At 73.9% G+C, this 14566-nt stretch carries 13 protein-coding genes; 6 read left to right on the top strand and 7 right to left on the bottom strand.

Going from position 1 to position 14566, the window contains the following annotated elements; genetic code table 11:
- Positions 1-88: 88 nt before the first annotated feature.
- Complete coding sequence (locus CUT83_RS28720; RefSeq protein ID WP_101258717.1) at positions 89-883, top strand: NAD(P)H-dependent oxidoreductase; 795 nt, start codon at positions 89-91, stop codon at positions 881-883.
- A gap of 45 nt (positions 884-928) precedes the next feature.
- Here CUT83_RS28720 and CUT83_RS28715 read toward each other — a convergent pair whose 3' ends face one another.
- From CUT83_RS28715 to CUT83_RS28705, 3 genes are all read right to left on the bottom strand, one after another.
- Positions 929-1147: a hypothetical protein gene (locus CUT83_RS28715; protein WP_101258716.1), complete on the bottom strand. Its 219-nt coding sequence runs from the start codon at positions 1145-1147 to the stop codon at positions 929-931.
- Between the two features lie 46 nt (positions 1148-1193).
- Positions 1194-4631, bottom strand: coding sequence for a S41 family peptidase (locus tag CUT83_RS28710; RefSeq protein WP_101258883.1), 3438 nt, complete (start codon positions 4629-4631; stop codon positions 1194-1196).
- A 391-nt stretch (positions 4632-5022) separates the two neighbouring features.
- Positions 5023-5439 (bottom strand): SsgA family sporulation/cell division regulator, encoded by a 417-nt coding sequence (locus CUT83_RS28705; RefSeq protein ID WP_101258715.1) that lies wholly within the window; start codon positions 5437-5439, stop codon positions 5023-5025.
- 394 nt (positions 5440-5833) lie between these two features.
- Between CUT83_RS28705 and CUT83_RS28700 the strand changes: the two genes are divergently transcribed.
- The 5 genes from CUT83_RS28700 to CUT83_RS28680 all read left to right on the top strand — a co-directional run bounded on the left by CUT83_RS28700 (position 5834) and on the right by CUT83_RS28680 (position 10734).
- Positions 5834-7009: an energy-coupling factor ABC transporter permease gene (locus CUT83_RS28700; RefSeq protein WP_101258714.1), complete on the top strand. Its 1176-nt coding sequence runs from the start codon at positions 5834-5836 to the stop codon at positions 7007-7009.
- 1 nt (position 7010) lies between these two features.
- A complete protein-coding gene (gene cbiQ / locus CUT83_RS28695) occupies positions 7011-7775 on the top strand; it encodes a cobalt ECF transporter T component CbiQ (RefSeq protein WP_101258713.1) in 765 nt (254 codons plus the stop codon).
- A gap of 113 nt (positions 7776-7888) precedes the next feature.
- A complete protein-coding gene (locus tag CUT83_RS28690; protein WP_240958486.1) occupies positions 7889-8638 on the top strand; it encodes an energy-coupling factor ABC transporter ATP-binding protein in 750 nt (249 codons plus the stop codon).
- Between the two features lie 76 nt (positions 8639-8714).
- Positions 8715-9899 (top strand): serine hydrolase domain-containing protein, encoded by a 1185-nt coding sequence (locus CUT83_RS28685; protein WP_240958463.1) that lies wholly within the window; start codon positions 8715-8717, stop codon positions 9897-9899.
- A 25-nt stretch (positions 9900-9924) separates the two neighbouring features.
- Positions 9925-10734, top strand: a complete 810-nt coding sequence (locus CUT83_RS28680; protein ID WP_101258710.1) for an SDR family NAD(P)-dependent oxidoreductase — start codon at positions 9925-9927, stop codon at positions 10732-10734.
- A 117-nt stretch (positions 10735-10851) separates the two neighbouring features.
- Here the strand turns inward: CUT83_RS28680 and CUT83_RS28675 are convergent, their stop codons facing one another.
- The 4 genes from CUT83_RS28675 to CUT83_RS28660 all read right to left on the bottom strand — a co-directional run bounded on the left by CUT83_RS28675 (position 10852) and on the right by CUT83_RS28660 (position 14495).
- A complete protein-coding gene (locus CUT83_RS28675; protein ID WP_101258709.1) occupies positions 10852-11592 on the bottom strand; it encodes a class I SAM-dependent methyltransferase in 741 nt (246 codons plus the stop codon).
- Between the two features lie 119 nt (positions 11593-11711).
- The gene (locus CUT83_RS28670; RefSeq protein ID WP_101258708.1) at positions 11712-13103 is read right to left on the bottom strand and encodes a hypothetical protein; all 1392 of its coding nucleotides are present in this window, start codon (positions 13101-13103) and stop codon (positions 11712-11714) included.
- Positions 13103-13876: an HD domain-containing protein gene (locus CUT83_RS28665; protein ID WP_101258707.1), complete on the bottom strand. Its 774-nt coding sequence runs from the start codon at positions 13874-13876 to the stop codon at positions 13103-13105. Before CUT83_RS28665 ends, CUT83_RS28670 begins: the two co-directional genes overlap by 1 nt.
- Before the next feature lie 34 nt (positions 13877-13910).
- Entirely contained in the window at positions 13911-14495 is a 585-nt protein-coding gene (locus tag CUT83_RS28660; protein WP_101258882.1) for a hypothetical protein, read from the bottom strand.
- Positions 14496-14566: the final 71 nt, after the last annotated feature.

Genomic DNA, 14566 nt, shown 5'->3' with positions numbered 1-14566 from the left:
ATGGGTGGCCCTCGCGGTACCAGGACCGCCGTTCCACCGGCCGAAGCGGGTACTGGCTGCCCGGACGCGCCCGGGGGAGTGTGGCGGCATGACCGAAGCCCTACCGCAGCAGCGCAAGAAGATCCTTATCGTCGGCGCCCACCCCGAACCCCGCTCGCTCACCGCCTCCCTGACCGCCTTCGCGGCCGGGCACCTGCGCGGGGCGGGGCACGAGGTGCGGGTCTCCGACCTCTACGCGATGAAGTGGAGGGCGGCGGTGGACGCCGACGACTTCCCCGACCACCCCGCCGACCGGCGGCTGGACCTGCTGGCCGCCGCGGAGGAGGCCGTCCGGACGGGACGGCCGGCACCGGACATCGCCGCCGAGCAGGGGAAGGTGCGCTGGTCGGACGCGGTGGTCCTGCAGTTCCCGCTGTGGTGGTTCTCGGTGCCCGCGATCCTGAAGGGCTGGATGGACCGGGTGTTCGCCCGCGGATTCGCCCACGGCCCCGGACTCCCCCCGCCCTACAGCGAGGGCGTCCTGGCGGGGCGGCGGGCGCTGATGTCGGTGACGGCCGGCGCCCCGGAGTCCTCCTTCTCCGACCGGGGCGTGCACGGGCGGCTGGCGGACCTTCTCCACCCGTTCCAGCACGGCCTGTTCTGGTTCACCGGCATCGCGCCGCTCGAACCGTTCGCGGTGTACGACGCGAACGTCCTGTCCCGGGAGCGGTTCGAGGCGGCGAAGCGGGAGTACGGGCGGCGGCTCGACCGGCTCTTCACGGACGAGCCGGTTCCGTACCGGTCGCTCACCGACGGCGACTACGACCGCGGCATGCGGCTGCTGCCGGGCGTGGAGGCGCCGGGGACGAGCGGCCTGGACCTGCACGTCCGTCCGCGCGGCTGAGCGCCCGGAAGACCGCGCGCCCGGAAGACCGCGCGCGCGGTGGCGCTACGCGCCCGGATCGTCCTCCCCGCCGCGCTCCGCACGGCTGTCCGGAGCCGGCTGCCAGGCGTCCTGTTCGCGGTCGCGGCCCGTACGCCACGGGGGAGGGGCGCCGCCCTCGCGGGAGGCGCCCCGTGCGGTACGGCGCCCGCCCCCGCGCTTCCGGGGCTCCCCGGTCCTCTTGGTCCTCCCGGAGTCGTCCGGGTGCTTGTCCGGCTCGTTCACGGTTCCTCCCGGAAAGTCGTCGGAACGGTCGGTCCGTCCCCGGCCGTCAGGGCCGCGGCGGCAGCGGGGGGCGGCTGCGGTCGGGGACGTCGTCGTAGCCGGGCGGGGCGGCGGCCGGATGGCGTTCCAGCAGGTTCAGCGCGGTGCGCACGGCCGTCTCCAGCATCGGGTGGTGGTCCTCGGCCCAGTCCGTCGGGGTGCGCAGCACCTCGATGTCGGGCTCCACGCCGTGGTTCTCCACCGACCACTTGTACTCGTCGAACCACGCCGCGTTCATCGGCACGGTGATGACCGTGCCGTCGCCGAGCCGGTGGCGCCCGGTCATGCCGACCACCCCGCCCCAGGTGCGGGCGCCGACCACCGGGCCGATGCCCAGCAGCCGGAACGCGGCGGTGATCATGTCGCCGTCGGAGGAGGTGGCCTCGTCGGCCAGGGCCACTATCGGGCCGCGCGGGGCGTTGGAGGCGTAGCTGACCGGCTGGGAGTGGCGCACCAGGTCCCAGCCGAGGATGGTGCGGGTCAGCGCCTCGACGACCAGTTCGCTGATGTGGCCGCCCGCGTTGCCGCGCACGTCCACGATCAGCGCGGGCCGGGAGACCTCCATGCGCAGGTCGCGGTTGAACTGCGCCCAGCCGGAGCCGCCCATGTCCGGGATGTGCAGATAGCCGCACCGGCCGCCGCTGAGCCCGCGCACCACCGCGCGCCGCCGGCTCACCCAGTCCTGGTAGCGCAGCGGGCGCTCGTCGATGAGGGGGACGACGGCGACGCGGCGGGGGCGCCGCGGTGCGGCGTCCGGGCCGTCGCCGGGGTCGGGAGTGAGGAAGGCCAGCTCGACGGTGGTGCCGCCGGCCGCGGCCAGCAGCGGGAACGGGCCGGCGTCCGGGTCCACCGGGCGTCCGTCGACATGGGTGAGCACCGCCCCCTCGCGGACGCCGGAGCCGGCCAGCGGGGAGCGGGCCCGGGAGTCGGAGGAGTCGCCCGGCAGGATGCGCTCCACCCGCCAGCGGCCCTCCCCGTCGCGGGCGAAGTCGGCGCCCAGCAGCCCGATCGGCCGCTGGTAGTGGGCCGGCCCCTCGTTGCGCCGGGCCGGCGAGACGTAGGCGTGCGAGGTGCCCAGCTCGCCCACCGTCTCGCGCAGCAGGTCGGCGAACTCGTCCGGCGAGGCGACCCGTTCGACCAGCGGGCGGTACTGGTCCAGGATCGCGTCCCAGTCCACGCCGGACATGCCCGGGTCCCAGAAGTACGAGCGCATGATCCGGCCCGCCTCGTCGAACGCCTGCCGCCACTCGGCGCGCGGATCGGCGTCGTGCAGGATGCGGCGCAGGTCGAGGTGGGTGGTGGAGTCGGCGTCGGCGTGCTCGTTGGCGGGTACGGCCCGCAGGTCGCCGTCGTCGTTGACCACCAGGCGGGTGCCGTCGCCGCTGACCGCGAACCAGTCGATGTCGCCGGTCAGCTCGGTGCGCTTGGCCTTGACCAGATCGAAGTGCTCCAGGGTGGGGCGGCCGGAGGTGTCGGCCGGGTTGGCGAAGGTCTCGCCCAGCGCCCCGGAGATCGGCCAGCGCAGCCAGACCAGCCCGCCGCCGCCGACCGGATGGAGCGAGGAGTACTTCGAGGCCGCCACGGGGAAGGGCGTGACGCGGCTGGCCAGCCCCTCGGCCTCCACCAGCACCGTCCCCTCCTCCCCGGCCGCCTCGCCGAGGGCGTCCGGGTCCAGGCCGCCGGCCGCCGGGCGGCCCTCGGGGGAGAGGGCGAACGGCGAGGGCGTGGCCGAGGACAGCGGCACCAGGTACGGGCGGCAGCCCAGCGGGAAGGACAGGTCGCCGGTGTGCACGTCGTACACCGGGTCGAAGCCGCGCCAGGACAGGAAGGCGAGATAGCGGCCGTCCCGGGTGAAGACGGGCTGCTCGTCCTCGAAGCGGCCCTCGGTGACGTCCAGGACGGTGCGGTCGGACAGCCGGGCGATCCGGATGCGGGTGAGCGCGCCGTCGGTGCCGGGGTGGGCCCAGGCCAGCCACTGGGAGTCGGGGGAGAAGGCGAGGTGGCGGACGGGGCCGTTGACGGAGCGGACCAGTTCGGCGACACCGGCGGCTTCCGGGGCTTCGGTGGTCCCGGCGGCTTCGGTCCCGGTCGCTCCGGCTCCGGCGGCCTCGGTCGCTTCGGCGGCTCCACCACCCCCGCCTCCGTCCCCGCTTCCGTCCCCGCTTCCGTCCCCGGCGTCCACCAGCAGCAGCCGCCCGTCGTGCGATGCGACGGCCAGGGTGGCGCCGTCCGGGGAGGCGATCAGCTCGTGCACCCGCCCCAGCCGCCCCGCGGCCAGCCGCACCGGCTCGCGGGCGCCGGTGGCCCGCGGCAGGTCGGCGATCTCCACCGCGTCCTCGCCCTCGGCGTCGGTGACGTAGGCGATCCGGCCGGTGGAGCCGAGCATCTCCGGCAGCCGCACCCGCACCCCCGGGGTGTCGGCGATCACCCGCGCCGGGCCGTCGCGGTGGGTGAGCCAGTACAGGCTGCCGCGCACCCCCACCGCGCTGGCGCGCCCGGTGGTGTCCACGGCCAGGGAGTTCACATGGCCCGCGGCCGACACCTGGTAGACGCGGCGCCCTGCGCGCGGCCCCGCCAGCCGCACCGGCAGCCGGCGCGGCTTCGCGTGCGGCGAGAAGTCGTCCACCAGCCACAGCTCGCCCGCGCACTGGTACACCACGCGCTCGCCGTCGGTGGAGGCGTGGCGTGCGTAGAAGTCGGCGTGGTCGGTGTGGCGGCGCAGACCGGTGCCGTCGGGCAGGCAGGAGTAGAGGTTGCCCACCCCCTCGTGGTCGGAGAGGAACGCGATCCGGCCGCCGACGATCATCGGGCAGTCCAGATGCCCGTACAGCTCCGGCACCAGGCGCTCGCCCTCCAGCCACAGCCGTCCCATCGCGCCGCCGCGGTAGCGCTTCCAGGAGGCCGGCTCGTGCGGCGGGGTGCCGGTCAGCAGCAGGGTGCGCCGCTTTCCGTCCAGGTCGGCGACGGCGAGGTCCGACACCGGGCCCCAGGGCAGCTTCTCGCCCGGACCGCCGCCGGTCGGCAGCCGGTGGGCCCAGGCGAAGTGCGAGAACGGCTGGCCGTGCGAGGCCACGGCCAGGATGTCCCCCTCGGGCGTCCAGCCGCGGACCTGGGTGTCCACCGCGCCCCAGTACGTCAGCTGCCGCGACGGCCCGCCGTCGACCGGCGTCAGGTGCACCTCGGGGTCCAGGCTGCGCCAGTTCGTGTACGCGATGTGGCGGCCGTCGGGGGAGAAGCGCGGGTGCCCGAGGCGGGTGCGGTCCACCGTCAGGCGCCAGGCGCGCGGCGGCCGGTCGGCCCCGGGCGCGAGCGGGGCGATCCACAGGTCGTCCTCGGCGGTGAAGCAGAGCAGTTCGCCGTGGAGGTGCGGAAACCTGAGGTACGCCCCGGAGGGGTCCGGGGAGGGGGGAACGGGAGTGCCTGGGGATCCGGAGGTCGCGGTCATCCCTCCCATGGTCGGCAGCCGGGCGGCGGGCGGCAACTCCTGGGGGCGGCGCGGCGGTCGGCGATCCGGGTCTCACCGGCGGGGGAGGGGGCTGCCGGGCGGCGGGCGTGTGAGCGGGCGGGCGGCTTGGGGCCTGTCGCGTCCGCGGGGATCTTCCGGTCTTCCCCGGAGGGGGCTTCCGGTCCGGAGGGGGCTTCCGGGGTCTTTGGGGCCTTCCGGTGCCCGGGCGGCCACTGCCCGGCTCTGTGCGGTCCTGCGCGGGGCCGTGCTGTTCGTGCTGTTCGTGCTGTTCCCGCGTGGGGCGTGCTGTTCCCGCGGGGGTCCTGTCGGTGTTCGTTCCGGCCGTCTCCCGGCGCCTGCTTGCCGAAGCGCCGGACGTGCGGCCGCCGCCTCAGCCCAGCAGGGAGGTCAGCCCGCGGTCCAGGTCCAGCTCCAGGTGCTCGGAGCCGCCCGGCACCACACCGTACGTGCCGTGCAGGAAGCGCAGCAGACCGGTGCTGTCGAACTCGATCACCGCGACCCCCTCGGGAGCGCGCAGTTCGATGACCGTCTGCTCGGGCCGCTCGGGGCCGGACGGCCGGATGTGCACGTCACCGAGACCCACCGCGGCCCGCAGCCCGTCCTCCAGCAGTTCGCGGGAGAACACCCAGACGACCTCCTGGCCGTCCAGGGAGACGTCGGGTGGGAAGACCAGACTGACGGCGAAGGGATCGTGGCGGTCGTAGCGCAGCCCGACGGTCACCTCGCGGGTGACCGAGGGGACGGTGATCAGACGTGCCTGGACGCTGTGGTCGACGACTGCGCGCATGGGGTTGCTCCTTTTCCGGGGGCCTTTTCTCCTACGACCCCGTCAGAGCGTTTTCATGACGGCATACCGCAGGTAATCGATGTGAGTTCCGCAACAGTTCGGTGAAGATCCGACATTGATGTCGTCTTCCCCCGGACCGGGCAAGTATCCCGATCCACCGGCAACCGGGCGGGGTGGAAACGCTGGGTCCCCCCGCCTGTCGCCCTGCGTCACACCCGTCCGCCGTACCCCTTCGCGCCCGTTCACCGGCGACAAGGGCGCTCTTGCGAAGAGGTTGCAACTACTCCTTACCATCGAGGTGTGGAGCCGCCCCGGCTCTCCGTATCCCTCCAGTCACGGGGCCGCGGCGGCCGTGGAAGCCCGGCCGTGGAAGCCCGAGAAGCGGAGTCCTGCCATGCACGTGCCCGACGGATTTCTCAACGCCCCGGTCTCGGTGGCCACCGGCGCCGTCGCCGCGGCCGCCGTCGCGGTCAGCCTGCGCGGCGCCCGCCGCGAACTGGCGGGCGCCGCCGCCCACCACGGAGCGGAGCGCACCGCGCCGCTGGCCGGTCTCGTGGCGGCCTTCGTCTTCGCCGTGCAGATGCTCAACTTCCCCGTGGGCGCGGGCACCAGCGGCCATCTGATGGGCGGGGCGCTGGCGGCGATACTCGTCGGCCCCTACACCGGGGTGCTCGCCCTCTCCGTCGTCCTGCTGATGCAGGCCCTGCTCTTCGCCGACGGCGGACTCACCGCGCTGGGCACCAACATCACCCTGATCGGCGTCGTCACCGTCGTCGCCTCCTACGCCGTCTTCCGCGCCCTGGTACGGGTCCTGCCGCGCCGCCGCGGCTCGGTCACCGCCGCCGCCTTCGTCTCCGCGCTGATCTCCGTACCGGCCGCAGCCGCCGTCTTCACCGGCCTGTACGCGCTCGGCGGCACCGCCGAGGTCCCCCTGGGCAGGGTCCTCACCGCGATGCTCGGCGTCCACACCCTGATCGGCGTCGGCGAGGCGCTGATCACCACCGCCACCGTCGGCGCCGTCCTGGCCGTCCGCCCGGACCTGGTCCACGCCGCCCGCGGGCTGACCCGCCCCCTCGTCCTGCGCAGCGGCCCGGTCGCCACCCCCGGCTCGGGCCCCGCCCCGCAGGCCGCCACCTCCTCCACCACCACCACATCCGGCACCTCCGCGCCCGCCACCGGCCCCGCCTCCGCCCGGAAGGTCTGGGCGGGCGGACTGGCCGCCACCCTCCTGTGCGCCGGCGTCGTCAGCTTCTACGCCTCCGGCGCCCCCGACGGACTGGAGAGGGTCGCCGGCGAGTACGGCATCTCCTCCCAGGAGGAGGAGCACGGCCTGGCCGGCTCCCCGCTCGCCGACTACGGCATCTCGACCATCGCCGACGAGCGCCTCTCCGGCGGACTCGCCGGCGTCATCGGCGCCGGCACGACGCTGGCCGCCGGCACCGGGATCCTCGTCGTCGTGACCCGCCGCAGGAACGCCAGGGCCGTCGCCGCAGCCGCCGTACCGTCCGCGGACGGCGGCGCCGGCCGAGCGGAGAGCGACACCGGCCGCACCCCCGCCGGGAACGCCTGAGATGGGCGCCGGACACGCCCACCGGCTCTACCGCCACGGGCACTCGCCCGTGCACCGCCTCCCCGCCCACACCAAGATCGCGGCCGTCCTCGCCTTCGTCCTCACCGTCGTCGCCACCCCGCGCGAGGCGATGTGGGCCTTCGGCGCCTACGCGCTGCTGCTGGCCGCCGTCGCCGCGCTCTCCCGCGTCCCCGCCCGCCACCTGCTGAAGCGCATGCTGATCGAGGTGCCCTTCGTCGCCTTCGCGGTGCTGATGCCCTTCGTCGCGGAGGGGCCGTACGTGGAGGCGCTGGGCATGTCGCTGAGCGAGTCCGGCCTGTGGGGCGCCTGGAATGTCCTGGCCAAGGGCACCCTCGGCGTCGCCGCCTCCGTCCTGCTGGCCTCCACCACCGAGCTGCGCGAGATCCTGCTCGGCCTCCAGCGGCTGCGCATGCCGCCGCTGCTGGTGCAGATCGCCTCCTTCATGATCCGCTACGGCGACGTGATCGCCGACGAGATGCGCCGGATGCGCCTGGCCCGCGTCTCGCGCGGCTTCACCGCCCGCGGCGTGCGGCAGTGGGGCGTGCTCGCCAAGACCGCCGGGGCGCTGTTCATCCGCGCCTACGAGCGGGGCGAGCGCGTCCACCTGGCCATGGTCAGCCGCGGTTACACCGGCACCATGCCCACCGCCGACGAGACGGCCGCCACCCGCGCCCAGTGGTCCTCTGCCGCCGCCCTCCCGCTCGCCGCGCTCGCGGTCTGCCTGATGGGATGGTGGACCCTGTGACAGCAGCCGATCCGCGAGACGAACCACTGAACAAGCCGCGAACCGAACCGCGAACCGAACCGCGAACCGAACCGCGGGACGAGCCGGGAAACGCCCCCGTACCGCCCCCCTCCCTGGAGGTCTCCGGCCTCGCCTACGCCTACCCCGACGGCCACCAGGCCCTCTTCGGCGTCGACCTCACGGTGGCCCGTGGCGAGCGCGTCGCGCTGCTCGGGCCCAACGGCGCCGGCAAGACCACCCTCGTGCTCCACCTCAACGGCATCCTCACCGGCGGCGCGGGAGGCGTCACCGTGGCCGGACTGCGGGTGGACCCCTCGGACCGGGCCGCCCTGGCCGAGGTCCGCCGCCGCGTCGGCATCGTCTTCCAGGACCCCGACGACCAGCTCTTCATGCCCACCGTCCGCGAGGACGTCGCCTTCGGCCCCGCCAACACCGGCCTGCGCGGCGCCGAACTGGAGGCCCGGGTGCACGAGGCACTGGCCCTGGTCGGAATGGAGGAGTACGCCGACCGGCCCCCGCACCACCTCTCCTTCGGCCAGCGGCGCCGGGTGGCGGTGGCCACCGTGCTGGCCATGCGGCCGGAGATCCTCGTCCTGGACGAGCCCTCCTCCAACCTCGACCCCGCTTCCCGCCGCGAACTGGCCGACATCCTGCGGTCGCTGGACGTCACCGTTCTCATGGTCACCCACGACCTGCCCTACGCCCTGGAGCTGTGCCCCCGCTCGGTCGTCCTCAGCGAGGGCGTCATCGCCGCCGACGGCCCCACCCGGGACCTGCTGTGCGACGAGGCGCTGATGCGCGCCCACCGCCTGGAGCTGCCCTTCGGATTCGACCCCCGGTCGGTGTCGCCGCCGCGCGCGTAGCACCATGTACGACGGCACACATCGGTGCACACATCGGCACACGCATCACCTTTTGACCGGCAGGAGCACGAAGACAGTGGTGGACGTCCAGGGCACGGTGGCGGACGGCTACGAGCCGCTCCGTGACGCCTTCCGCGCCAACCTGACCGAGCGCGGCGACCGGGGCGCGGCCGTGGCCGTCTACCGGGACGGGCACAAGGTCGCCGACCTGTGGGGCGGCCTGGCCGACCCCCGCGGGCAGGAGCCCTGGACCGAGGACACCGCCCAGGTCGTCCGCTCGGTCACCAAGGGCCCGGCCGCCGCCGTCCTCCACCTGCTGCACCAGCGCGGACGCCTGGACCTGGACGCGCCGGTGGGCACCTACTGGCCGGAGTTCAAGGCGGCGGGCAAGGAGCGCGTACCGGTGCGCCACCTGCTCACCCACCGCGCCGGGCTGCCCGCCCTGGACACCCCCCTCACCCCGGAGCAGGCGCTCGACGGCGTCCTCGGACCGCGTGCCGTCGCCGCCCAGGAGCCCGCCTGGGAGCCGGGCACCGCCCACGGCTACCACGCGCAGACCTACAGCTGGCTGCTGGGCGAGCTGGTGCGGCGGGTCACCGGGCGGAGCCTGGGCCGCTGGTTCGCCGAGGAGGTGGCCGCACCGCTCGGCCTCGACCTGTGGATCGGACTGCCCGCCGACCAGACGCACCGGGTGGGCCGGATCGCCGAGGTGGAGGCCCCGCCCGCGCCCGCCTCCGCCGGGCTGCGGGTGCGCCCCAAGCGCGAGGTAGCCGACGCCTGGCGCGATCCGCACTCCCTCACCCGCCGCGCCTTCGGGGCCATCGACCCGCAGCCCGACGAGAACGACCCCGCCTACCGGGCCGCCGAGCTCGCCGCCTCCTCCGGCGTGGCCACCGCCCGCTCCCTGGCCCGCTTCTACGCGGCGCTCATCGGCGATCTCGGCGACGGCACCCGCCGGCTGTACGCCCCCGCCACCCTCACCCAGGCGCGTACCGAGGAGTCGGCCGGCCCCGACCGCGTCCTGCTGGTCGCCACCCGCTTCGGTCTGGGCTACATGCTCCACGGGCCGTCCTCGCCGATGCTGGGCCCCGGCTCCTTCGGCCACCCCGGCCGCGGCGGCTCGCTGGCCTTCGCCGACCCCGAGACGGGCCTGGCCTTCGCCTACGTCACCAACTCCCTCCAGAAGTCGGTCACCTCCGACCCGCGCGCCCAGGCCCTGGTGCGCGCGCTGCGGAAGTCGGCGGCGCACGGGGGCGGTTGACCGGCCCGGCGCCTACGCTGGCCCGATGCAGCGGTTCGAGGAACGCCTGAGGGGCTACGCGGTGCTGGTCACGGGCGCCGGGCGGGGCATCGGCGCGGCGGTCTGCCGGCGGCTGGCCGCCGAGGGCGCCCGGGTGCTGGCCACCGACGTCGACGGCGAGAGCGCCGAACGCACGGCCCGGGAGGTGACCGGTGTGGGCGGACAGGCCGCCCACACCGTCTGCGACGTGGGCGACGACGCCTCGGTGCGGGCGGCCGTCGCTCACGCGGTGGAGCGGTTCGGCGGCCTGGACGTCCTGGTCAACAACGCCTACGGCTTCCAGCCGGAGCCCCCGCTCTTCGAGGACCTGGCGGAGGAGGAGTGGCAGCGCGGCCTGGACCTCACCCTCACCGGCGCGTTCCGCTGCGTCCGCGCTGCCCTGCCCCACCTGGCCGCCGCCCCCGGCCGGCGCGGGGCCGTCGTCAGCGTCGGCTCCGTCAACGGTGAGCGCGACTTCGGCGGACACGCCTACAGCGCCGCCAAGGCGGGACTGGCCTCGCTGACCCGCACCCTGGCCGGGCACGCCGCCCCGCGCGGCGTACGGGTCAACCTGGTCGCGCCGGGAACGGTCGCCACCCGGGCGTGGGAGGGTCGCGACGAGGTGCTGGAGCGCGCGGCCCGGGAGTACCCGCTGGGCCGGGTGGGCCGCCCCGAGGACATCGCCGCGGCCGTCGCCTTCCTCGCCTCGGCCGACGCGTCCTGGATCACCGGCCTGACCCTCCCCGTCGACGGCGGGCTGCTGGTCTCCAACCTCGCGCTGCGCCGTGCGCTCGGCGGGGAGGAGCCGCCCGGCTGAGGGGCCGCGGGGGCCCGTGGTGCCCCGGCCGCGTCGACGGAACGGAGTTTCCCGTTCCGCGCCCCGGTCGCAGCGGCCGCACCCGCGTCCGCCGGGCCGGGGGCGTGTGGGGGCATGTCACTTGACGGCGATGACGTAGACGCTGCCCCACTGCCGCTTGGGGTTGGCGATGGCCGGGTCGAACGGCCAGGGTTCGACGGACCGGAACCCGGCCTCACCGAACAGCTGGACCAGCTTCTCGTGGTCGTAGGCCCAGAGGTGAGGGGTGTAGGCGGGGTCGTCGTCCTGGTCGCGGAAGACGTAGTTGATCAGGTCCAGATAGGTGTTGATGTCGCCGAGGCAGTCGCGCTTGGCGTACCAGCGCTCGATCATCTCGTCCGCCTGGCCGGGGTCGGCCGGGTACTGGTTCAGTACGAACGCCGCGTCGGGGACACCGGTGACGACCTGCCCTCCGGGTGCCAGTACGCGGTGGGCCTCGCGTGCGTAGTGCTTGGCCGAGCGGGGGTAGTCGATGTGCTCCAGGAAGTGCTCGGAGAACAGCACCCGCACGGTGTCGTCGTGGAGGGGGATGCCTTCGCGGACATCCCACAGCAGATCGGCCGGTGGTACGGCGTCGATGTTGAGGAAGCCGTCGATGCGGTGGGCTCCGCCGCCGATCTGGATCTTGGAGGGGACGGCGTCGATCCGTCCGTCGGGCCACGCCCTGGAGCCGGCGCGGTGGTACCGGTACAGCTCGATCTCCTTGGCGGCGGCGCGCAGGGCCCGGCCGAGCCCGTGGGTGGTCGTCGGCTCGTCGAGGAGGGCTTCGATCTGCGCGGCGAGGCCGTCGGGCGAGGGAGGCATGCGGTGCGGGGGCATAGGTGTGGGCTCCTCACGGTGGTGAAGGAAGGGGCGGTCTGCCGTCGCGCTTGGCCTGGGTGCCTGGGCGAAGGCAGGACCGAGCAGGGCACGGCCTACTGAGGTGCGGGGGGTGTTACTCAGGCGGTGGCGGTGGGCTGTGCCCACTGGTTGTTGCGCATCAGGGTGTACTTGATGTCCACCAGACGCGGGGCGATGGTGAGGTCCAGTTGCTCGGCCGGGTGGAGGAGGCCGTCGCCGTCGGGTTCGGCCCGCCAGACGCGGTAGTCGAGATCGGGGTAGGCGGGGTTGATGCCGATCTCGCCCTTGGGGAAGGTCCCGTTGAACGGCGTGGCGATGTCCATGTGGTTCCAGTAGTTCCACGCCTGGAGCGCCTTGTGCTGGTCGAAGTAGAAGTAGAAGTCGGGGTAACGGCCGAAGGTCCGCAGCTCGCGGTGGATGAGGTGGCCCAGGAGCGGGCCCAGCCGGGTGGCGAGGTTGTCGAACTCCCAGCGGGTGCGGTGCCAGGCTTCCGGGGCCTGACCGGGTGTGAACAGGCGGGCCGCGACGAGGTGGCTGATCCGCTCCGCGAGGTAGGGGCGGGCGTGGGCCGCGTCGACGGTGGGGTCGACGCGTGCGAGGAGCTCGTCCAGCTCGCCCGGTGAGGGGCGGAATCTGGCGAGGTCGAACCTGCCGGCCATCTGGGGGAAGGATGCGAAGAGCATCTCCTTGTACAGCCAGTTGTCGAACTCGCCCAGCTCGGCCAGCCGCCTGGTCCGGTCGCTGGTGGAGTGCAGCATCAGGTACTCCGCCAGGGCCTCGAAGTAGATGTATCCGAGGATGGGCAGGCGGGGGATCGTCTCGTCCAGCAGTCGTAGGAACGGGTCGGCCGCCACGGGCGCTCCGTGGTAGGTGATGGCCGCGGCGAGGGCGAGGAAGGCGGTGGAATTCTTGACCCGGCTGACGACCGCTTCGCGTAGCTGGTGCCGCTCCGCCTTGGAGAGCAGGTACTCCAGGTGGGTGTAGATCTGGAGGTGGATCGTGCCCAGGCGCAGGTAGTCGATGCCGGCCAGGCCGCGGTAGGCGTGCCGGGGGACGGTGATCTCGAAGATCAGCGGTGTGGGGGCCCGGCCCCGCTCTCCGAGTCTGGCGACGAAGGCCGGGGCCTCCTTTTGGAGGACGTAGGAGGCGAGGTTGTGCATCCGCAGGCCGCCGCCGCTCGGAGTGAGGGGCGCGCAGTAGATGCTGCCGACCAGGCAGCCCCCGGAGGGGTAGAGGACGCCCTGCTCGCTGATCTGCTCCAGGGCGTGGGTGACGTGCAGCAGGTGCAGCGTTCCGTCGCCGCCGAGCGCGTCGAAGAGCGCGTTGCCGCGCAGGAGCCATCCGTTGGGTGTCTCCTCCAGCAGGCGGGTCTGCCAGGCCGCTTCCCGTGCGGCCAGGGGGTCGCGGTGCCGGTCGGGGCCGGGGACCGGCGTGGAATCGTAGAAGGCGTGGGCGTCGGCCCACAGGTGATAGGTGTCGAGGAAGTCCATCAGCGCACCACCCCGTGGGCTTCCAGCGCCTCCAGGACGGCGTCGGCGCTGCCGGCGCCCGTCAGGTGGGCGGCCTCGCTGTGTACGACGAGGTCGAATGCGGTGGCCCGCAGTGCGTCGAAGGCGGCGGGTACGCGGATGTGAGCGGCGTCCGGCCACCAGCTCAGCTTCGGCAGCCGGTAGCGGTCGAGGGCGTCGGCGGCTTTCAGCAGGTCGCTGACGTGTTCCGCGCGGGCGTGATCGGTCCGGTCATCGGTGGTGAAGGCGACGTACGGCCTCTCGTGGAGCCGTACCGCGATCGCCGCCCGCTCCACAGCCTGTGGGGTGGTGCAGAGGTGGAAGTGGTCCCAGACTGCTTCGGCGTTCTCGACGAGCCAGGTGGCGGCGCGGGGGCCGTGTCCGGGGTCGTCCTTGTCGTGCAGGCGGCGGCAGTCGTGCACGGAGGCCGCCAGGATCAGCGTGGCCGTGTCGTCCTCGTCCAGACCGGTGATCTCGGCCAGCAGCGCCGCCAAGGCCGCGGTGCGCATCGCGTGCCGGACTCCGTGCAGCGAGTTCAGGAGTCTGGGCTCGGCCAGCCAGGCACCGGGGATGGCGGTGCGGGTGAGTAAACGCTGGGGCGCGGGGCGGAGCCGAGGCGGCGGGACGTCCGGGAGGTGGTCCGGCCGGTTGGCCTTGATCCACTCCACGGTGGTGTGGTCGGTGTACTGGTGGCGCGGGAGCCGCTTGCGTGCGGCCAGCTCGACCAGGCTGTCGGTCGGCGGGTTCGTGCTCATCGGGCCTCCCCCTCGGTGGCGTACGACGAGTGGCTCAGGCGGTGGGCGCGGCGTCCGCCGCACCGGCTTTGCGTTCCTGCTCGGCGGCCTCGAAGGCGGCCGTGAACTCGGCGAGTTCCCGCTCGCTCATCAGGTCGACCCCCAGCTCGGCGGCGACGGCCCGGATGCGGGCCGTGGCCTCCTCCTGCGCCGCTTCGCCGGCGGCGTCGTCGAGCAGCACCTCGAACTCGGCGTGGTGGCCCCACGCCTCGCTCCACTTCACGGCGATCTCGACGCCCCGGAAGCGGAAGTTGTGGCGGCGGTTGAACGCCTGGTGCATCCGCTCCTCCAAGCCGAGGGCGTTGAAGACGCGTACGGCGGCCGGGACGTCCTCCCGGGCGATCGCGATCTCCGTCTCCGGGAAGGCGGCACCCTGGCCGATCCTGCCGGCCTTGAGGGAGATCTTCGCCGTCCCGGCGGCTGTGTTGTCAGTGACCTTCAGCAGCTTGTCGGGCAGCACGTAGAAGTGGATGTGCTTGTCGTCGCGCCCGAGGTCCTCGCCGTCCCGCTGCAGACGCTCGACGAGCCGGTCGTGGGTGTTCCGGTCGAAGCGGGCACGCATCTCGATCTCCGTGGCCACGGTCTTCTCCTCCTTCAAAAGGCATGGGTGATCCGCCCGGGCCCCGTGGATGTGGGGCCCGGCTGGTGTCG

Source organism: Streptomyces barkulensis (genome assembly GCF_002843305.1).
Lineage (GTDB): Bacteria > Actinomycetota > Actinomycetes > Streptomycetales > Streptomycetaceae > Streptomyces > Streptomyces barkulensis.
Note: the sequence above shows the minus strand (reverse complement) of the source record. Positions and strands in the feature narration are given on the sequence as shown.